Raw genomic sequence first — 19,671 nt, 5'->3', positions numbered from 1 at the left:
AATCCAAAATGATTGAGCTGACTTTTAGTCAAAACTGACTGAGCTAAATCAGATCTTTTTCAGTGGGCTGTGACAATCAATCTTATCAAGTGGCTGAAAACAGATCAGAGTGATGATGCCTACATAGTAAGCTATCTTACATCTGTAAAGAATGCTCACAATACGACAGCAGCCTTTTTTGCAAGTTCAAAATCTTTAAAATACTTTGGTTTTGACAGACTCATAAAAGTTCTGAAAATTGGTGATCCTAAGGATAACTGGTTTTTTGATGTAATGGGGGCTAAAGAGGAATATCTTTATAATCTTGATACGGATGAGAGAAGAAACAATGCATTATCTGTTTTTGTTAACTATAAGATTAGAGAAGGTAACAAAGATCTTGCTGTGACAGGTGTAGGTCTGTCATTAGATGTATTGTCAGAAAAACTTAATGAATTTAACAAACAGGATATTCAGCATCTTTATCTTGTTAATTCTCAAGGCAAAATAGCATTAGGTGCAAGAAATAAAGACCAGATTAAAATCTGCGATGATGAGAGTATTCAAAAATATCTTTTAAGTGGACAGTCTAACGCACCTGTTGATTATAAAAGAGGAGCAGAAAACTATTTTGCTGTAAGCAAGCTTATTCCGTCAGTAAACTGGATCCTTGTTCTTGAGGTTAAACAATCAGTTATTACAGATACTGTAGGTCATATACAGGCAAGTATTTTTATTACTGGTTTTATATGCCTGTTGATTCTGAGTGCTTTAGGTGTGGTTTTCGTAATAAAACTATTCAATCCATTTGTCCTTATAACAAGACAGATTGCATCTCTTGGCTCAGATCTGTCATACAGAATCACACACTCCTCAAGAGATGAGATAAGCTATATAGCACATGGATTCAATAAATTCATGATTTCTTTAAATTCCTTGGTAAAGAAGAATCTTCTTATATCAAAAGAGCTGTATACAAGTTCTGTTGATTCACAAAATTGTGCTGAAAAAGCAAAATTGTCATTAGATGCACAGATGTCTAAATCAAGAATGCTTGCAGATGCAATTAAAGATCTATCAGAAGCTTCAAGCGAGGTTGCAAAACATGCAGAAAATGCAGCAGAGTCTACTCATACTGCAGCAGATACAACTGAAGAAGGTCAAAGACAGGTTGTCAATATGGTTGAATCATTTACACATATGGCAAATGATATTGATACAGCTGTAAGTAAGATTGAAACACTAAAGGAAGCAATAGTAAAAATTGAACTTATTTTGAATGTGATTTCATCAATTTCTGAGCAGACTAATCTTTTAGCTCTGAATGCAGCTATTGAAGCAGCTAGAGCTGGTGAGGCTGGTAAGGGCTTTGCTGTTGTAGCTGATGAAGTTCGCTCTCTAGCTACAAAAACACAGAGTTCAACAATTGAGATTACATCTGTTATCTCAGATATTCAGACAAAGGCAAAAGAACTTGAAGAGTTCGTATCAGGATCTCAGCTAAAGGCAAGAGAGAGCATAAATGCAGCTTCTCAGACTAAAGAGGTTCTAGCATCGATTGTTGAGATAACAAATAATATAAATTCTATGATTTCTAATATTTCACTGGCATCTGAAAAACAAAGTTCAGTTGCATCTGAAATTCTAGAAAGTACCAATGAGATTATGTCAATTGCAGCAGATGTTGAACGAATGATGAATTCAAATACTGATCTTGCAAATCGTCAAAAAGATCTGGCAACAGAGCAGAAACGAGAACTTGAAAAGTTTAAACTTGAATAATTCTTTTTCGAAAATAAATTTATAGAGGATCTTAAAAACAGTTTTTTAGTAGTATAATCTTTAAGTAGCTTGTCGGAGTGCCATTGGCTGAGATTGCATCTGCAAAATCCGTTAAGACCTGATCTAGTTAATACTAGCGTAGGCAACAAGGTATTTCTTCGGCAGCTTTTGTTTTTTTATCTAAAAAAAGGGTATGCCGATATGGCTCATCAAGTTATCAATAATGTATTCACACCTGATATTGAAAAAGTAATCATAAAAGGTGATTCAAACGATATTCAGGTTCCTTTCAACAAAATAAATCTATCTGATTCATCAAGTCTTTTAACATCTACAGTTGAAGGTATTTGTGAGAATAATAAGCTAAGACAGGTAAGCCTTGACTATGCTCCTTATGTGCAGGATGGTAAAGCTAAAAAGGTTAAGAAAACACTTTTAGAAAGAGCAAAAGAAGGTGAAATCACCAAGCATATGAAATATGTTTCCATAAGAGAATCATATTCAAATGATTTGAACAGAAACTTCAAGGATGAGACTGTACTTGAGGAAATTGTTAAAGGTGAGGCTGTTATTCCATGCAATGTGAATCATGAAGAGTGTGAGAGCATGATTATCGGCAGAAGATTCTCTGTAAAAATCAATGCTAATATCGGTGCTTCTTCAATGTCATCAAATTTTGATGAGGAAATAAAAAAACTTAAGCTTGCCTTAAAATACGGTGCTGATACTGTAATGGATCTGTCAACAGGTATCGATAATCTTCAGCAGTTAAGATCTGCAATTATTCATGCATCCCCTGTACCTATAGGAACAGTTCCTGTATATGAGGCTCTTGATAGAGCACATGGCGACATCTCTCTTTTAAACTTTGACATGTTCAGACAGACAGTAATTGATCAGGCAAGAGCAGGTGTTGATTACTTTACAATTCATGCAGGATTAAAATCTGATTTACTGCCATATGCTGCAAAACGCAAACTTGGTATTGTCTCTCGAGGCGGTTCTATCATGGCATCAGCCATGTTAAGACAGCAGTGCGAGAATATGGCTTTTGAACATTTTGACGAGCTCCTTGAAATCTGTCATGACTATGATGTTGCCTTATCCTTAGGTGACGGTCTTCGCCCTGGCTGTATTGCAGATGCTTGTGACAAGGCTCAATATGGAGAGCTTGAATATATAGGCGAACTTGCAAAAAGATGTTTTGACGCTGGAGTGCAGTGTTTTATTGAAGGTCCAGGTCATGTGAATATGAATAAGGTTTATGAAAACCTGGCCCTTCAGGAAAAATTCTGTAACAGAGCTCCTTTCTATACATTAGGACCTTTAGTGACTGATATTGCTCCAGGTTATGATCACATTACATCTGCAATCGGTGGTTCTATGATCGCATCCTACGGTACAGCAATGCTGTGCTATGTAACACCATCAGAGCATTTAGCACTGCCAGAGGAGATAGATGTTAAAGATGGTCTTATTACCTACAAACTTGCAGCTCATGCAGCAGATCTTGCAAAAGGCCTAAAAGGTGCACAGTTACGTGATGATGCAATGGCAATGGCAAGAGCTGATTTTAGATGGTTTGACCAGTTTGCATTAAGCCTTGATCCTGAACATGCTTATTCAGTATGGGCAAAACAGATGGGAGATGAATGCTCTAAAAAGCATGATGTGGCTTTCTGTTCAATGTGCGGCCCAAGATTCTGTCCTATAAGATTAAATAAAAAACTCAAGGCTGCATACAATGAACAGTAATGAGAAGGTTCTTATCATAGCAGGACTTGACAGTTCTTCAGGTGCAGGTCTAGTCTCTGACTGTATAACAATAAGGGATTTTGAGTGTTATCCTTTAAACTGCGTGACAACTCTTACAGCTCAGTCTTTTGACAGAATTTATAAGGCAAAAAGTGTTGATTTTGACATGTTTAAAGACACACTTGATGTTCTTGTATCTGACAATAGGGATATTAAGGCTGTAAAGATTTCTTTAGTATCAGATCTTAACTTTATAGATTATCTTATTGAAAAACTATCTACACAGTTAAAAGGTGTGAAGGTGGTTTTTGATCCGATATTAAAAGGAACTAAAGGTTCATTAAATACAGCTGATATAAAGTCAGTACTCAAAAAGTTTCTGCCTTATGTTGATATATTTACCCCAAATCTTTACGAGGCTGAATATCTGTCAGATTCAAAGATTAAAACAGATGATGATATTCAATCAGCATCAAGTCTTTTCAGATCATATGGTGCAAAATCTGTAATCATAAAAGGTGGTCATTCTTCAGATGATGAGTTCTGCTCTGATTATTTTCAATCAGATGAATTCACATTTGTTTTAAGGCAGAAGAGAACATCAAAAGCAGGTGTTCATGGAGGAGGCTGCGCTCTTTCATCTGCACTTGCTGCACTTCTTGCTAAGAACTTTGCCTTGCATGATGCTGCAGTTATTGCCAATGCATATACAACAAAAGGTGTAAGAGAGCCTGATTTAGCATCTGAAAATCTTGTAAGGGCTCCTTTTGGTCATCATGGACTTAATCTTGATTTGAAGGATATGCCTTATGTTTTACAGCAAGGTTTTCCTGTTTCAAAAGAGAGTTTTGCTCCATGTCCATTAAAAATGGGACTTTATCCTGTTGTTGATTCTTATGAGTGGATTGAAAGACTTGTAAATCTTGGAGTAAAGACAATTCAGCTTAGAATCAAGGATAAGCAAAGGGATGATCTTTATTTGCAGATTCAAAAATCAGTTGAGTTTTGCAAACAGAAAAATGTCCGTCTTTTTATTGATGATCATTATGAGCTTGCAATAAAGGCTGGTGCCTATGGTGTACATCTTGGAATGGAGGATCTTTTAAAGGCTGATGTTGAAAAAATAAGAAAATCAGGACTTAGACTTGGTGTTTCAACTCATGGCGCTTATGAAACATTAAAAGCTGTATCCTTAAAACCATCCTATATTGCTCTTGGACATATTTTTGAAACTCAGTCAAAAATTATGCCATCAAAACCTCAGGGAGTTTATAAGTTAAATCTTCTGATGAGAATTTTAAAGAGCGCGTTTTCAACCGTTGCCATCGGAGGAATCAAACTTGATAACGTTAAATCAGTTGTTCAAACTGGAGTTGGAAGCGTTGCTCTTATAACAGGTATTACAAAGGCAGATGATGTAGATTCAACTGTAAAACAGTGGCTTGAAATCTGCTCTGATGGAGGTGAGAGTTCATGGAAATAATATTCAATCAGTCAAAAAAGGAAAATATTAAGGAAAAGACCACTATCAGTGCCTTTTTAAAAGATCATGACCTTTTAAAAGAAGGTGTTGCAGTAGCCTTGAATGGTGAGATTGTCAGAAAAGCTGATTTTGAAAAGACTGTTTTAAAGGATAATGACAGCCTGGATGTTTTTAATATGGTCTGTGGAGGTTAAAAATGGCTGATAAACTTATATTAGCAGGTAAAGAATTTGACAGTAGACTTATTATTGGTACAGGTAAGTACGCCTCAGGTGAAGCTCTAACTGCTTCAGCTAAAGCCTCAGGTGCACAGATTGCAACTATGGCTATCAAAAGAGTAGACAGTACCAATCATACAGATGAAATTGTAAAGCCTTTAACAGATCTTGGTATTACTCTCATGCCTAATACTTCAGGTGCCAAAACTGCTAAAGAGGCTGTTTTTGCAGCAAAGCTTGCAAGAGAGGCTCTAGGTACTGACTGGGTGAAAGTTGAGATCCATCCTGATGTAAGATATCTTCTTCCAGATCCTGTTCAGACTCTTAAAGCATGTGAAGAGTTAGTAAAAGATGGCTTTAAGGTTTTTCCATATATTCAGGCAGATCCAGTGCTTGCAAGATTACTTGAGGAAATCGGCTGTAGCGCTGTAATGCCTCTTGGCTCACCAATAGGCTCTGCGCAGGGACTTAAAACAGAATCAATGCTTGAAATTATTATTGCAAATGCACATGTCCCTGTAATTGTGGATGCAGGTATTGGAGCACCATCAGATTGTGCAAAAGCTCTTGAAATGGGCGCTAGTGCTGTAATGGTAAATACTGCAATTGCAGCTTCTGCTGATGTAGTAAAAATGAGTGAGGCATTCAAGTATGCACAACTTGCAGGTCGACTTGCATATGAGGCAGGTTTAGCTGCAAAATCAAGTTCAGCTGTAGCAACATCTCCTATGGAGGCCTTTTTAAAAGAGGCAATGAAGTAATATGAGCTTTTTTGATGTAATTTCAAAAGTTGATACAGACAGTTTTATAAAACTTGTAGAATCAAAAACTGATGCTGATATAGAAAAGGCTCTTTGCAAGAATTCACCTCTAGATCTTGATGATTTTGCTGCTTTAATTTCAGAAAGAGCAAGAAAGAATTATCTTGATGTTATGGTAAGAAAATCCATGCAGCTTACAAGAAAGCGTTTTGGACGCTGCATGAATATGTATCTGCCTTTATATCTTACAAATCTTTGTTCAAACAAATGTGCCTACTGTGGTTTTAGTGTTATGAACAAATTTAAAAGGGTTGTTCTTACCCTAGATGAGATAGAAGAGGAGTTACAGGCTATGAACAAGATGGGATATTCAAATATCCTTCTTGTATCTGGTGAAAATTCAAAGAGAGCTGGTATTGATTATTTTGCATCAGTTCTTCCTTTGGCAAAAAAATATGCAAACTACCTTCAGATGGAAGTTCAGCCTCTTGAAACAGAGGAATATGCATTATTAAAATCTTTAGGTCTTGATGCTGTGTCTGTATATCAGGAAACATATAATCCTGATTGTTATAAGAAAGTTCATTTAGGTGGAAAGAAAGCTGATATGAAGTATCGCCTAGAAACACCTGACAGACTTGGTATGGCTGGTATAGACAAGGTTGGTTTAGGTGCTCTTTTAGGTCTGTATGACTGGCGATCAGATCTGTGTTCTCTTGCTATGCATGTTCTTTATATGAGAGACAGATATTGGAAAACATCACTGTCAATTAGTTTCCCAAGACTACGTCCTGCAGCAGGTGGTTATGAGCCTCATTCTCCTGTATCAGATGCAAAACTTCTTCAGATTATTTGCGCATGGCGTATTTTTGATAATGAGCTTGATCTTACTATTTCAACAAGAGAATCTGCTCAGTTTAGAGATCTGATTTTACCTGCAGGCATTACAGCAGTTTCAGCAGGCTCTTCTACAGAGCCTGGTGGTTATGCACACAAAGGTAAGAATCTTGAGCAGTGGACTGTAAATGATGATCGAACTGTAGATGAAGTTGTTGCCGCAATGGAAAAATCAGGATTTGAAGCTGTTTTCCATAATGCTTCTGCAACTTATTTCAAATGTGTATAATGCCTTTGTAAAAAACAGGAGTTCATATGGCAAAGGTTCAGAAAAAAGGCTTAACAAGAATCGTTAATGCTGCAAAATATTCAATGAAAGGATTCAAAGCTGGTCTTATAAATGAGGCTGCAATCAGACAGGAATTTTTACTTGCTATAATTCTGACAATTACATCTGCTTTTATCTATGGTTCAGTAACACAGCTTATTTTGCTGATTGTTATGCCATGGCTTACAGTCTGCGTTGAGTTATTAAACTCAGGAATTGAAGCTGTAGTTGACAGAATCGGTCCTGAATTTCATGAATTATCAGGCAGAGCAAAAGATTTAGGTTCAGCAGCTGTATTTGTTATGCTTATTCTGACATTGTTTACATGGACAGCGATAATTATTGAGAATTATTATTTCTGATTGACTTCATGGATAATAACGAGCTAATTATGAATAGGGCAATTGAACTTGCCCTTGAAGCTGAAAAATTAGGTGAGGTTCCTGTTGGAGCAGTAATTGTTGATGATAATTTTAATATCGTCGCAGAAGGCTTTAACAGAACCATAACTGATCATGATCCTAGCGCTCATGCTGAAATTGTTGCATTAAGAAAAGCTGGTATAAAATTGTCTAACTACAGATTGGTTGACCTTTCAATTTATGTGACATTAGAGCCATGCTGTATGTGCGTTGGTGCTCTTATTCATTCAAGAATAAAGAATGTATATTTTGGTGCTTATGATAAGAAAACTGGTGCATGTTCATCAGTGTTCTCTTTATCAGATGATATAAGACATAATCATCATTTAAATGTAAAGGGAGGAATACTTGAAAATGAATGTGCACAGATACTTTCTTCGTTTTTTAAAAGACGAAGACTTGAAAAGAAAAATGCTAAACTTTTATATTCTTCTTAAGACAGTAAAATTCAAAAACTTTGTAAAATCATTCTGATACAGCAAATTGTTTTGCAAATAACTAAATCATGCAAAGTTCATATCTGTAATAATTGTCAGATCTTTTGCTTTTTAAATAAATACACAAACTGTCTGATTATTTAACCTTTTTCACTTCTATATAGCAGTCTTTCTTATAGAAACAGATTGCATAGCAGTAGATTGTTTTAATATTAACCTTCTTAAGAAAAGGTTCATAATATTTATTTTTCTCTATCTGATCTAAAGCTACTTTTGTATCTTGTAAAAAGTCATCATCACTTGCTGATGATTTTATTTCTATAACTACAGCTTTATTTTCATCAGCGTTTTTAAAGACGATATCAGCATAACCATCACCAGATTCACTGTTTGACTGGTAATCACTTATGCTATCAGAACAGTTTGTGAACACACCTGATAAGAATCCATGATAGAAGTTCTCTTTCTTTGCCTTTGTTGCAAAATCTCTTACAGATACATATCCTTTAAGTAGCTTTTTTAAATTGATTTTTGCTGTTTCACAATCACCTTCAAACAGAGCTTTAGCTATAAGCATAGCCTTATTCTCACCTTTAGTTGATGATTCTTTAAAATGCTTTAGTATATTTACCTCAAAACACTTTCTGATTTCTCTGTTTGGAATTTTAAGAGAATAGATAATCTCACCATTCTCTTCATTTACAACTCTATAACCATCAGATGTCAGATATCCTGTATGCAAAAGAAGGGAGAAGAAATCTATCTGTTCATGTTCTGATAAGGTGTCATAATTCATTGAATCATTGATATAGGTTTCAATACTCAAACCATCCATCAGTGCCTGCATCTTGTCTGTTGCCTTATCAGTCAGATATCCTACATATGATAATAATGCATTACTTGAGGTTGAGTTTATCCAGTAGTTTCCAGGTAATATTGTTTTTCCTGAGCTAATCTTATCTAATGATTCTGCTATAAAGTTGACAACATCCCATGGACAGAACATCTCTTTTTCATTGAATCTGTATCCATCATAGTTTTCTTTAACCAGCGTTGCATACTCTTCAAGCTCATAGTCTTTTAAAAGCTTTAGAGTCTCTTCTTTTGTAAAGCCTATGATTGAATCAAAATCATAGTCCTCTGAAAGCACAGTATTTACAGTGATGTTGTTCACTCCTGTAAAAATGCTGTTTTTTGCAACCTTAAGACATCCTGTAAGAACTATCTTTTCAATTGGATACACATTATCTGATACTAATGTTGATGACTTTTTCATTACATTGAAAAATAAGCTCATCAATGTCACCATTTCTTTGTGATAACCATTCTCTGATGCTTTTGCTAAAGGTACATCATACTCATCAATCAGGATAATTACCTTTTTTGAAAAGTGTTTGTATAAACAGCTTGATAGGAATTCTAATGAGCTTACTATATATTTTTCAGCTTTAGGGGTACTTAAATAATTGAAGTCCTGTAGTAATTTTAAACTTTCTTTTTCTGAATCTAATAGTTTTTCGCTGTCATTTAAAAAAAGAAAGTCTTTAAACAAATTTGACAGAGTAAATGCTAATGCTTCGTATGCTGCATTATAATCCTTACCAAAAACTCCTTTTAGAGAAAAACTTATTACAGGAAACTGTCCTAAGTATTTATCTGTAAATTCTTTGTCTTTTAGAATCTCAAGACCTTCAAAGAGTTTTTCTTTGTATTCTCTGTTATCACTGCCATCTTTGCCAATAGTTAAATATGTGGCAAACATATCCATAAGCAGTGTTTTACCAAAGCGTCTTGGTCTTGTAAAAAGGATCACAGGAGAGAGATTGGTAAAGACTTTTTTTATATAAGAGGTCTTATCAATATAATAACCACCATTTTGAATGATATATGCAAAGTCCTCATTGCCAAGTGGCAATGGTTTGAATGTCTTTTCAGTCATTTTTATATCCAGAATATATAGTAACTATATGTAGTTTAGCTGAATTTACTGTTAATTCAAATGATAGCAGTAGATTATATTTGAAATCGTGTCTATTATTGTCAATCTTAGGATAAGACAAATTAAATCCTTTTTAACTTATAACTATATCTTTATACTTAGCAGTGCACATTATAAATCGTGACAAATAATAAAAAAGCGATAATTAATTGTGCTGTTTGTAGTTATTTTTGGAAATCTAGCCAAAATGGACTATTATTTTTGTGTATTAAGTTCAAAAATAATAACTTGTTGATATACATATTCATTTAATGATTTTATTATAACAACTACTATATATGAATGCTTTAAGGAGCTATTAAGTGAAGACCCGCAACAGTATTCGTGCAGAAATTAATGCACTCTACAAAAGTAAAGTAATTGCATGGATCAGTGATTCAATCAAAAACAATAAGCCTGCAGATGCAGTTCGTATCTATTTAGGTGCTCCTACACGTGATGAGGATGTTGTTGCAAATAAGGATGAATTCATAAAATTCTGTGCAGACTGGCATAAGGAAATCACAGCAGGAAAAGTTGATTTTATTGAGAAAACCTATCCTGATATCGGTACTATCGAAGTGCCAATTCATCTGGTTTTTGAAAAAATCGATGATATTGCAACATGGGCTGGACACCTTGTCGAATTTCATTCAGCTGAATCCAGACTAAAAGCCTTGCAGCATGAATTACCTGATCTAATTGATGCTGGTGTTGAGAATATTCATTATCTGACATCTTTAGATGACATTGATTTCATGCGATTTGTTCAGGTCTGCAAATGGTTATGTTCTCATAAGAATTCAAATTCATTTATCCGTCAGATCCCTGTACGTGGTATAGATACTTTGTGGTTTGAATCTCACAGATTCCTTATCCTCAATTTCCTTCGTGATTATCTTGATTTAAATCCTGTAAGAAAAGATCTTCTGCAGTTAGGCTTACTACCTCCACCTCAGACAGTTAGAGTAGTTTTACTTGATAATGTTCTAAGATCAAAGGTAGGCGGACTTCGTGACCTTGGTATTACTGTAAAAGATCTGGCTAAACTTGATATAAAACCAAGAAAAGTTTATTTCGTTGATGATCTGGCAACAGCATTGTCTATTCCAGATATTCCAGGTGTTGTAATAATTGTTCTTCCATCAAAATTATCAGAGATTTGCAAGATTTCATGGGTTGCTCATGCTCAGTGCGCTTATCTGTCTGGTATTGAGATGAGATCTTTTGCAATTATCAATAATATCCGTGTTTATCTGCCAAATACAAAATCTCTGACTTTAAACAAGGATATCTTTGTTTCTGCTAAAGATTTATGGTCATTTGACGATATTGAAATCGAAGAGCTCAATTCATCAATGGCTTTAACTGATCAGGAATCTATGCTTTACAATATGTTAGCTGCTGGTGTTTTTGGCAGACGAGCAAAGCTTCCTTTAGAGAGAATTCCTCTAGAGCAGATCTTCAAGCTTATGGATATTGTTACTGATGTTGAAGCATTTGTATCAGACAGAAAGGCTGATGCTGTTGTTACTACCAGAAACAATAATGAATTTTCAGAAAATTCTTATGTGAATAGTAACAGTGAAAAAGAATCAGTAAAAGAGTATGAGTCCATGAGTGCAGCGAATGATACCACTGTTGAAAAAACAGAATCAGAAGCTGATGAGAAAACCGAACAACCGGATAATTCAGCTCAGATACCTTAAATGATGATGGGCACCTTAAGGTGCCCTCGTTTTAGGAAGAATATAAAATGACAGCACAATATATTACAGTTCACCCAGATAACCCACAAAAACGTTTTATTTCTCAGATTTGTTCTATCATCAATGACGGCGGTGTTGCTGTACTGCCAACAGATTCAGCCTATGCTCTTTGCTGTAAACTAGAAAACAAAAATGCTGTTGAGCGTATAGCTAGGATCCGACAGGTAGACAAACATCATAACTTTACTCTTTTATGTAGAGATTTATCAGAAATCTCAGAATATGCAAGAGTTGATAACTCTGTATTCAGACTGTTAAAGAACAATACACCAGGAGCTTATACTTTCATTCTGCCTGCAACAAAGATTGTTCCAAAAAGACTGATGAATGAAAAAAGAAAGACTATAGGTATCAGAGTTCCAAAAAATGCTATTCTTGATGCAATCATTGCAGAGCTTGATGCTCCTTTGATGAGCTGTTCTTTGATACTTCCTGGTGATGAGATTGCTCAGAATGATCCTGTTGAGATAAATGACAGAATAGGATCTGTTGTAGATCTAATTGCAGATGGAGGTGTTCTTACTACCTCACCAACTACGGTTATCGTTTTTGAGGATGGCGTTCCATCTATAGTAAGAGTTGGCTCTGGTAATACTGAGCCATTTGAATAATATTTTTTTGAGTATATCCTTGTGACAAAGAAAAAGCGCCTTGAACTGCAGTTAAGAATTTGCATGGTAGCGATGGTTATTGCGATCATCCTAGGTGTGTTTTTAGCTCCATTGCAGTTATCAAAGCCAAATACTGTTCTCAAGGTAGATCAGGATAGAGAACTTATTATCAATGCTGCAAGAACTGAGCTTATGCTATCTAAAACTCAGAAGGAAATGAGCTACAGAGTGAATGTAAAACCTCTTGGAAAAATCAAAAATCCAAAGGAAGATGCTATGAAACAAGCTTATCAGGAACATGTTTCAAGAAACAGAGGTATAAATTTATTAGAGGATTATCCTATTAAGGGAACAGCTGGTAATAAGACCCTTTTTGAGATGAAATTAAAAGAAAAAGCAAAAGTTAAAAGCAAAACAAAAACGCTTAGTGAATCATTTATGAATGGTTTTGGTTCATCAAATGAGGATGAAACAAAAAAAGAAGAGTAAAAATCCGGCTTTAGCCGGATTTTTACTGACTTCATTATAGAAGTGGAATATTTATTTTTTCACACTCTAATCGCATGTTCTCAGGCCAGATACTTACCTGAATTTCACCGATGTGTGCTTTATGTAAAAGAACCATGCACAGACGGCTCTGGCCGATACCACCACCAATTGATAAAGGCAGCTCGTTGTTTAAAAGCTTCTGATGGAAGTATAAAGATTTTCTCTCTTCCTTGTTTTCAATTGCAAGCTGCTTATTTAAAGCATCGATATCAACACGGATACCCATTGAAGATAATTCAAATGAACGATTTAAAATAGGATACCAGATTAAAATATCACCATTCAGACCTTCAAATCCTTCTTCATTTTTGGTTGACCAGTCATCATAATCAGGAGCTCTTCCGTCATGTTTTTCACCATTAGAAAGTGCACCACCGATGCCCATTAAGAAAACTGCTCCGTATTTCTTACAGATAAGATCTTCTCTTTCCTTAGGAGTCTTATCAGGATACATTTCCAATAGTTCCTGTGCATGAACGAAGTGAATTTCTTCTGGCAGGAATGGTTTTAAGCAAGGGTAGTTTTCACATGCTAGATATTCAGTTCTTAAAATAGCTGAATAGATTCTTCTGACAACACTCTTTAAATATGAAACTGTACGATCTTCCTTTGAAATGACAGCTTCCCAGTCCCACTGATCAACATACAGAGAATGCAGGTTGTCAAGCTCTTCATCAGCTCTGATTGCATTCATATCAGTGTAGATACCATAACCTTTTTCGATACCTAAATTTGCTAATGTAAGACGCTTCCATTTTGCAAGAGAGTGTACAACTTCAGCTCTTTGATCCTGCAGATCTTTAATAGGAAAAGAAACTGCTCTTTCAACACCGTTCAGATCGTCATTGATACCTAAACCTTTTAAAACAAATAAAGGAGCAGTGACTCGGCGAAGACGCATTTCTGTTGCAAGATTCTGCTGAAAGAAATCCTTGATTAGTTTGATTCCCTTTTCAGTCTGAATCTTATCAAGAAGAGGTTTATAAGACTCGATAGGTTTGATTATTTTACTCATTTGTAAATCCTTATTATTCAGATTTTATGAATTCTATCATTTTATAACACTAATGTTTCAAAATGATGAAAAAAACAGGATTGATCCTTTACAAAAGGCTAAATAATCATATAAAGCTGCACATTAATAGTGCAATGCTTTCTGTCCTGTTTTTTGTAAGCTGTATCACTGAAAAAATCGCATACCTTTCATAAAATTGTTATAGCAAAGATTGTAAACAGGACTATACAATGATAATAAATAAACTATCTTTGTGGGGATGCACAATTTTATCTTTCATATTCTATGCTTCATTTGCTGAAGAAATCGATGTTCCCACACAAAATGTGAAAACTGTGAATGGTGAAAATATATCTGCACAAAATAAGGTCTTGCATACAGATAAAGTTTCTCCATTACAAATTGAACAAAAAACACAGATAGATGAAAAAGACAAGACTTTAGCTTCTGAGTCTATTCTTGAAGTTCTATCTGAAAATAAATCTCGTTCAAAGCTAAAAAGAGTCGAAAATTCCCAAGAAAGAGAGCAGCTGCTCATTGATAAGGCCAAGGCTAGACAAAAAAAAGCACTTGAGGCAAATAAGCATCCTGAAAAACTTGATGAGAACATGATTAGATTAAGACAGGAAGCTAATGTTAATTATCATCGAAATGAGGGAAATGAAAAGATTTCTATCATAAAAGCAAAGAAAGAAGCATTAGAGAATTCAAAGCGTTCTGACAATAACGAGAATGAAAAGTCTTTATCAGCTTCTTTTTCAGAGATTTCTCAAGGGGATGATGATAAAAACAAGAAAAAGAATGCTAAAAAGAATACTAAAAAGAATACATACCAGAAAAAAACAGATGCACTTATCAATGCCTTTAAATAAAGGGAGATCTCATGCATTTTTCATTGAAGTTTGAGATCTACTTTTTCATATTCTTTTTGCTTCTAATTATAGTTAGATCAATTTTCAGAGAACATGACAGACGTAACAGAGCTTTTTTAAGGTGTTGTTATGTTCTTATGTTCTTATGCATATTAAGACAGATCCATAGCTGTTTTTCATTTTCTTATTACTATGAAATTTTTTATTTTATGCAGAGTCTGGACTTTTCTGTATGGATTTGTTTGTCTTATTGCTGGGTGTATATGGTTCTCGAGAAGGTTGGCTTTGAAAATATCATTAGAAAAAAAAGTGCTGTTTTAATGCTTTTTACTCCAGTAATCATTATTACAGTCCTCTCATTCATGTCACCTTTTAATTATGCACTTTTTAAGTTTAATCTTTTTGGAGAGCCATCCCCAAGCAGATTTAGTTTTGTGCTTTATTATTTTGTAGTCCTTTATGCTTCTGTAGGCTTTTTAGCTTGTTTATATAATTTCATGCGTTATTCAAGAACACTACAGGCAAAAGAGATTCTCTTTTTAGGTATATTTACCTTATTTATAGGAGTTTCCCAGTACTATTCAGCATATTCTAATAATAATCTTTATACATGCGTATATCTTCTGTCTTTAGTGATGTACTATATAGCTCTTCATGAGGATAAGGTATTTATCGATCCTCTGACTGGTCTTAACAACAGAAACCGTTTTAGGCGGTATCTTTCATATATCATGTCTTCCCAGTCATTGAGAGTTAATATGTATCTTACATATATTGATATTGATAATTTCAAATCCATCAATGACAACCATGGACATCTAACAGGTGATCTTGCTTTAAGAACAGTTGCTGAGGCAATGCGAGAGATAAGTGTAAATTCAAAGAACTTTTTAGCAAGAATCGGTGGTGATGAATTTGTAATTGTTTCTTCTCATCCTACTCAGACTGATTTGAAAGCTATGATAGTGAGAATGAAAAAATGCCTCAATGAAAAGGCAAAATCAAATTTTTCAGATTTTACAGTTGATTTTTCTGTAGGAACAACTCAGCTTAACATACCATATTCTAGTATTTCTGATGTCATTAAATCAGCTGATAGAAATATGTACAGGCAAAAGCAGATGAAAAAGCAAGGCTTAATCAGTGATAGCGGAGCAGTCAGAAAATGAACCAGCTAATTTCATATTCACTGCAGATAGATATTTTATGTATTTGTATATTTTTGCTGATTGCTTTTAATCTTTGGAAAAGTGGGGAAAAAACAAAACAGCTATACATATCTGTCATAGCAATTGTATTTGTTCAGTGTTTTTCAACAGGAGTTGTTACATATATGCATGCAGGTAACTGTATGCTAGAACTTTCTTTGAAATTGCCATGTGTTCAGTCTATTAAACTTATTGTATTTTTTACATGTTTGAACAATTTTATGGCCGTATTTACATCTTATATTATCTTTGTAATTACTTATCAGAAACGAAAGGATGCGATACGCTCAAAAGATATTAAGCTGTTTTTACTATCACTTCCATTTATCATAATAACTTACTTTATTATTACATCACCTTTTAACGGATATATTCAGTTCTTAACTTTCGGTGGAAACTTTGTTCCTGGAAGATTTTATTCATTGTTAATTGGAAGCATTGGTCTTTATTCTGTTTTAGGAATAATCAATTTTCTGTCAATCATGGTTGATCTGAAAAAGAGATTTTCAGATTTTTCTGTATCATTAATAGACAGAATTCTACTGTATTTAACAGTATCAGTGCCTTTTATAATAGCTCCTGCAAATCTTCTGCTTCATACAAATTATGTATCAGTAGCATATGCAATTTCATTTTTTTATCTAATGACACTACATCAGCATATGAGAATATCGATTGATGATCTGACAACATTGAATAACAGAAATGAATTGAAATCATATCTGAATAGTCTAATGTCTCTTTCAGAGTCTCAAAGAAAGAACACTTTCATGATGTTTATTGATTTAAATAAATTTAAATATATAAACGATAATTTTGGTCACAATGAAGGTGACGTTGTACTTATTGAAATATCAAAACTGTTAAAGTACGTAGCTGATACATTCAACTGTTTCTTGTGCAGATATGGTGGCGACGAATTTATTCTGATCAAAAGGAACTCTGATGAAGAAAAAGCGATCAGTGTATGTTCTTATATTGATAAAGCTGTAAATGATTTAAGTGAACTTGTTATCGCTCCATATGAGCTTTCAGTATCAACCGGATTCGTAAGATTCGATTCAAGATTCAACTCTGTGCGGGAGTTTATTGATGCAGCTGATAAACTAATGTACGAGAATAAGCGTTCAAGCAAAAAGGATTATTCTCGTTTAACGAAATAAAATCACTTGAGTGAAGTGCTTTTAAGATTGTTTTTTAAGACTGCATCTGAGTGGATCTCATAGGATGAGCATCTCTTGCCAACCGAAACAATTAGCTCTGAAGTTGGAATCATCCTGCTTTAGCAGGATGAAGATATCAATTGTCGATTCTCAGCATGACAGAAGTTGATAAATCAATTTTCTTATCATATGGGATCTTAACAAAATATCCAGTACCAGGAGCTACATCAAGAGCATTGCCCTTCTTTGCATCCACCATATTCTCAGCACTTAATGGCAGCATACCTGAAGGTGTGAAAATTCCAAGTTTTGAGCCTTTTTCAAAACGGTTCTTAACAGCTATATTTAAAGTACCGTCTTCATCCTGACTCTGGATCTCACCACAGATCTGAAGTGTTCCTGGATTTGGTGAGTTTGTTTCATAATCTTGAGTCTGATCTGGTCTATGTGGCTCAAGCAGAGCAGTAGTATATCCTCTTGATGGAATTGAGTTTACAATTGTGTAACTCTCATCAGGGATTTGCTCACCTCTTACAATTGCATCAATTGCAAGTCTGTATGCACGAGAAATTGCAGCAGAATAGAATGGTGATCTTGAGCGGCCTTCAATCTTTAAAGAATCAACGCCTATTTCAATAAGTTTCTTTAATACAGGTAGAGTGCACAAATCTTTTGAGTTCATAAGATATGAACCATTTAGATCTTCTTCCATGTGCATCCACTCTCCTGGGTGATGCATGCTTTCTTCAAGATCAGCACAGATGATAGTGTCATTTGCCTTGTCAAAAGCAATCATGTCATCGGATGTTGCTGCATGAACGTTTCTTACGTTAAAACCGTAGCGGCATGAGTTATTGCAAGCACCAATGTTTGCATCTCTGTGAGAGAGCAGACCTGAAATCAGACATCTTCCTGAAACAGCGATACAAAGAGCACCGTGAGCGAAAACCTCGATTTCCATGTCAGGACATTCTTGTTTAATCATATCGATTTCTGTTAATGATAGCTCTCTTGCAAGAATGCATCTTGTAAGACCGACTTTCTGCCAGAATTTTACAGAGCCTGCATTAACTGTATTAGCCTGAACTGACAGATGAATAGGAATATCAGGATAACGGTTTCTTACAATGTCGATAAGACCAGGATCAGCCATGATGAAAGCATCAGGCTTAAGTTCTGCCATTTCATCTACAACTTTTTCAAAGGCTTTCACTCTTCTTACATGAGGAATAATATTTAAAACCGCATGAACTTTTTTACCAAGTGAATGAGCCTCTTCAATACCTTTTATGAAGTCTTCTCTGATAAAGCCGTTTCCACGGACTCTCAATGACCATTTTGGCACACCGGCATATACAGCATCAGCACCATAGTTTAGGGCCATATGCAGATGTTCAAGTGAGCCTGCTGGAGCTAAAAGCTCCGGTTTTTTAAGTTCTGTCACAGTCAAAGATCTCCATTATATAACTGCAAAGTTCAGTAAAGATTTCACCTTGTAATATGAGTAGAGATTGAGCATCAGCTATCTCGTCTTCAACCTTGTTTGGAAGGTTGTGTTCAAGGTAAATGTCAGTTGGCTTTACCTTTTTGATTGTAAGATCGTTTGTAAGAGAGAATGTTACAGCTTCATCATAGTTGAGTGCTATTTCATAAACATTCTTTCCAGCATTAAGATGAACTGCAATTTCCTGACTTGTTAAGTCTTCTTTTGAAGCTCTGATTATGCCACCATCATCATCTGTGCTTTTTAATGTAACCTCAGAGCCAAAATCAAATTTCTCTGGCAGATTGTTTTCTTTTATCCATGTTGTCATTCTTGCCTCCACCACGCACTTTGGAGCAAGAAGTTTAGCACCAAAAGACATGAATGCCTCTCTTAGCATTGCAAGGGCACTTTCTGCACGTTTAGCTGAACTTGCACTGATACCGACAATGTTTGCCTGAGTATTAAACCAGATTAGAAGTTCTTTTCTTGTTGCAAAAGCCTTTGATAAAAGAGAGTTTGATACAGCAGCCTTAACAGTTTCAATTTCCTGCTTGTTAAGAACTCTTTTAAGTTCAAGTTCTTTTTTCTCAACCTGTTCATCAACCTGAGTTTTTACTACCTGAGATGGTAACAGTTTTGTTTCTTCAACAAGTTTTAAAAAGTGATTGTTACCTGTTGAGAAGTGAAATTGTGTATTTGAACCGAACATGGGTGCAAATCCAATTGAGCTTTGTTCGTTAGCCTCACAAGGCTTGAAAGCTGTTTTTGCAAGTAGCTCTTCTACTTTTGCCTCGTCCTTGATTATGTTTAGTGTATCGCCTAAATCAAGGGTATAGAATCTAATGTTTTTAAACCACATAAATTTATTCTCAAATACTGTTCATTTATCTTTGAGATTATCGCTGAAAATAGGCTTTTTTTCAAGTCACAAAAAGCTTTGAAATCCTTTTTCTTAATTGATTTTACGAGTAAATTTCTGTACAATTGGATGATAAAAATTCATTAAAAAATATAAGGT

Annotated in this window: 18 protein-coding genes and 1 riboswitch; of the genes, 14 read left to right on the top strand and 4 right to left on the bottom strand. The window is 34.9% G+C overall.

Translation table 11 applies throughout. The annotated features are described in order from the left end of the window. Positions 1–69: 69 nt before the first annotated feature. The 8 genes from J5V48_RS10025 to tadA all read left to right on the top strand — a co-directional run bounded on the left by J5V48_RS10025 (position 70) and on the right by tadA (position 8,002). Positions 70–1,761, top strand: a complete 1,692-nt coding sequence (locus J5V48_RS10025) for a methyl-accepting chemotaxis protein (protein WP_219937697.1) — start codon at positions 70–72, stop codon at positions 1,759–1,761. Positions 1,762–1,824: 63 nt separating this feature from the next. Beyond that, positions 1,825–1,923, top strand: a riboswitch (TPP riboswitch). A 39-nt stretch (positions 1,924–1,962) separates the two neighbouring features. Further along, entirely contained in the window at positions 1,963–3,516 is a 1,554-nt protein-coding gene (gene thiC, locus J5V48_RS06135) for a phosphomethylpyrimidine synthase (protein ID WP_219937696.1), read from the top strand. Further along, entirely contained in the window at positions 3,506–4,999 is a 1,494-nt protein-coding gene (gene thiE / locus J5V48_RS06130; protein WP_219937695.1) for a thiamine phosphate synthase, read from the top strand. Before thiC ends, thiE begins: the two co-directional genes overlap by 11 nt. Next, the gene (gene thiS, locus J5V48_RS06125; RefSeq protein ID WP_219937694.1) at positions 4,990–5,193 is read left to right on the top strand and encodes a sulfur carrier protein ThiS; all 204 of its coding nucleotides are present in this window, start codon (positions 4,990–4,992) and stop codon (positions 5,191–5,193) included. Before thiE ends, thiS begins: the two co-directional genes overlap by 10 nt. 2 nt (positions 5,194–5,195) lie before the next feature. Further along, entirely contained in the window at positions 5,196–5,978 is a 783-nt protein-coding gene (locus tag J5V48_RS06120) for a thiazole synthase (RefSeq protein ID WP_219937693.1), read from the top strand. 1 nt (position 5,979) lies between these two features. Further along, entirely contained in the window at positions 5,980–7,104 is a 1,125-nt protein-coding gene (gene thiH / locus J5V48_RS06115) for a 2-iminoacetate synthase ThiH (RefSeq protein ID WP_219937692.1), read from the top strand. Between the two features lie 26 nt (positions 7,105–7,130). Next, positions 7,131–7,505, top strand: coding sequence for a diacylglycerol kinase (locus J5V48_RS06110; protein WP_219937691.1), 375 nt, complete (start codon positions 7,131–7,133; stop codon positions 7,503–7,505). Between the two features lie 8 nt (positions 7,506–7,513). Next, the gene (gene tadA / locus J5V48_RS06105) at positions 7,514–8,002 is read left to right on the top strand and encodes a tRNA adenosine(34) deaminase TadA (protein ID WP_219937690.1); all 489 of its coding nucleotides are present in this window, start codon (positions 7,514–7,516) and stop codon (positions 8,000–8,002) included. A gap of 136 nt (positions 8,003–8,138) precedes the next feature. Here the strand turns inward: tadA and J5V48_RS06100 are convergent, their stop codons facing one another. Next, a complete protein-coding gene (locus J5V48_RS06100; protein ID WP_219937689.1) occupies positions 8,139–9,941 on the bottom strand; it encodes an AAA family ATPase in 1,803 nt (600 codons plus the stop codon). A gap of 362 nt (positions 9,942–10,303) precedes the next feature. Here J5V48_RS06100 and J5V48_RS10020 point away from each other — a divergent pair, with 362 nt between their 5' ends. From J5V48_RS10020 to J5V48_RS06085, 3 genes are read left to right on the top strand one after another with little or no spacing between them, the layout of a single operon-like run. Next, complete coding sequence (locus tag J5V48_RS10020) at positions 10,304–11,689, top strand: DUF3322 domain-containing protein (protein WP_219937688.1); 1,386 nt, start codon at positions 10,304–10,306, stop codon at positions 11,687–11,689. Positions 11,690–11,736: 47 nt separating this feature from the next. Beyond that, positions 11,737–12,360, top strand: coding sequence for an L-threonylcarbamoyladenylate synthase (locus J5V48_RS06090; protein WP_219937687.1), 624 nt, complete (start codon positions 11,737–11,739; stop codon positions 12,358–12,360). A gap of 21 nt (positions 12,361–12,381) precedes the next feature. Then, the gene (locus J5V48_RS06085) at positions 12,382–12,849 is read left to right on the top strand and encodes a hypothetical protein (protein ID WP_219937686.1); all 468 of its coding nucleotides are present in this window, start codon (positions 12,382–12,384) and stop codon (positions 12,847–12,849) included. A 34-nt stretch (positions 12,850–12,883) separates the two neighbouring features. On the opposite strand, the gene asnA is transcribed toward J5V48_RS06085, so the two are convergent. After that, positions 12,884–13,924, bottom strand: coding sequence for an aspartate--ammonia ligase (gene asnA, locus J5V48_RS06080; RefSeq protein ID WP_219937685.1), 1,041 nt, complete (start codon positions 13,922–13,924; stop codon positions 12,884–12,886). Positions 13,925–14,154: 230 nt separating this feature from the next. Here asnA and J5V48_RS06075 point away from each other — a divergent pair, with 230 nt between their 5' ends. From J5V48_RS06075 to J5V48_RS06065, 3 genes are all read left to right on the top strand, one after another. Continuing rightward, positions 14,155–14,796 carry a hypothetical protein gene (locus J5V48_RS06075; RefSeq protein WP_219937684.1) on the top strand — a complete coding sequence of 214 codons (642 nt, stop codon included), beginning with the start codon at positions 14,155–14,157 and terminating at the stop codon, positions 14,794–14,796. Positions 14,797–15,059: 263 nt separating this feature from the next. After that, positions 15,060–15,965: a GGDEF domain-containing protein gene (locus J5V48_RS06070; RefSeq protein WP_219937683.1), complete on the top strand. Its 906-nt coding sequence runs from the start codon at positions 15,060–15,062 to the stop codon at positions 15,963–15,965. Further along, positions 15,962–17,167 carry a GGDEF domain-containing protein gene (locus J5V48_RS06065; protein ID WP_219937682.1) on the top strand — a complete coding sequence of 402 codons (1,206 nt, stop codon included), beginning with the start codon at positions 15,962–15,964 and terminating at the stop codon, positions 17,165–17,167. Before J5V48_RS06070 ends, J5V48_RS06065 begins: the two co-directional genes overlap by 4 nt. Before the next feature lie 136 nt (positions 17,168–17,303). Here J5V48_RS06065 and J5V48_RS06060 read toward each other — a convergent pair whose 3' ends face one another. Next, complete coding sequence (locus tag J5V48_RS06060) at positions 17,304–18,611, bottom strand: U32 family peptidase C-terminal domain-containing protein (protein WP_219937681.1); 1,308 nt, start codon at positions 18,609–18,611, stop codon at positions 17,304–17,306. Further along, a complete protein-coding gene (locus J5V48_RS06055) occupies positions 18,598–19,512 on the bottom strand; it encodes a recombination-associated protein RdgC (RefSeq protein WP_219937680.1) in 915 nt (304 codons plus the stop codon). The genes J5V48_RS06060 and J5V48_RS06055 overlap by 14 nt, the downstream gene beginning before the upstream one ends. Between the last annotated feature and the right edge of the window lie 159 nt (positions 19,513–19,671).

This window comes from Succinivibrio faecicola, from assembly GCF_019448115.1.
Classification (GTDB): domain Bacteria; phylum Pseudomonadota; class Gammaproteobacteria; order Enterobacterales; family Succinivibrionaceae; genus Succinivibrio; species Succinivibrio faecicola.
This window is presented reverse-complemented; position numbering and strand designations above follow the sequence as displayed.

Bases quoted from the DNA above. Each gene is read 5' to 3' on its own strand.
- thiC (WP_219937696.1), top strand. From the start codon at position 1,963: ATGGCTCATCAAGTTATCAATAATGTATTCACACCTGATATTGAAAAA.
- thiE (WP_219937695.1), top strand. From the start codon at position 3,506: ATGAACAGTAATGAGAAGGTTCTTATCATAGCAGGACTTGACAGTTCT.
- thiS (WP_219937694.1), top strand. From the start codon at position 4,990: ATGGAAATAATATTCAATCAGTCAAAAAAGGAAAATATTAAGGAAAAG.
- J5V48_RS06120 (WP_219937693.1), top strand. From the start codon at position 5,196: ATGGCTGATAAACTTATATTAGCAGGTAAAGAATTTGACAGTAGACTT.
- thiH (WP_219937692.1), top strand. From the start codon at position 5,980: ATGAGCTTTTTTGATGTAATTTCAAAAGTTGATACAGACAGTTTTATA.
- J5V48_RS06110 (WP_219937691.1), top strand. From the start codon at position 7,131: ATGGCAAAGGTTCAGAAAAAAGGCTTAACAAGAATCGTTAATGCTGCA.
- tadA (WP_219937690.1), top strand. From the start codon at position 7,514: ATGGATAATAACGAGCTAATTATGAATAGGGCAATTGAACTTGCCCTT.
- J5V48_RS06100 (WP_219937689.1), bottom strand. From the start codon at position 9,941: ATGACTGAAAAGACATTCAAACCATTGCCACTTGGCAATGAGGACTTT.
- J5V48_RS06090 (WP_219937687.1), top strand. From the start codon at position 11,737: ATGACAGCACAATATATTACAGTTCACCCAGATAACCCACAAAAACGT.
- asnA (WP_219937685.1), bottom strand. From the start codon at position 13,924: ATGAGTAAAATAATCAAACCTATCGAGTCTTATAAACCTCTTCTTGAT.
- J5V48_RS06075 (WP_219937684.1), top strand. From the start codon at position 14,155: ATGATAATAAATAAACTATCTTTGTGGGGATGCACAATTTTATCTTTC.
- J5V48_RS06070 (WP_219937683.1), top strand. From the start codon at position 15,060: ATGGTTCTCGAGAAGGTTGGCTTTGAAAATATCATTAGAAAAAAAAGT.
- J5V48_RS06065 (WP_219937682.1), top strand. From the start codon at position 15,962: ATGAACCAGCTAATTTCATATTCACTGCAGATAGATATTTTATGTATT.
- J5V48_RS06055 (WP_219937680.1), bottom strand. From the start codon at position 19,512: ATGTGGTTTAAAAACATTAGATTCTATACCCTTGATTTAGGCGATACA.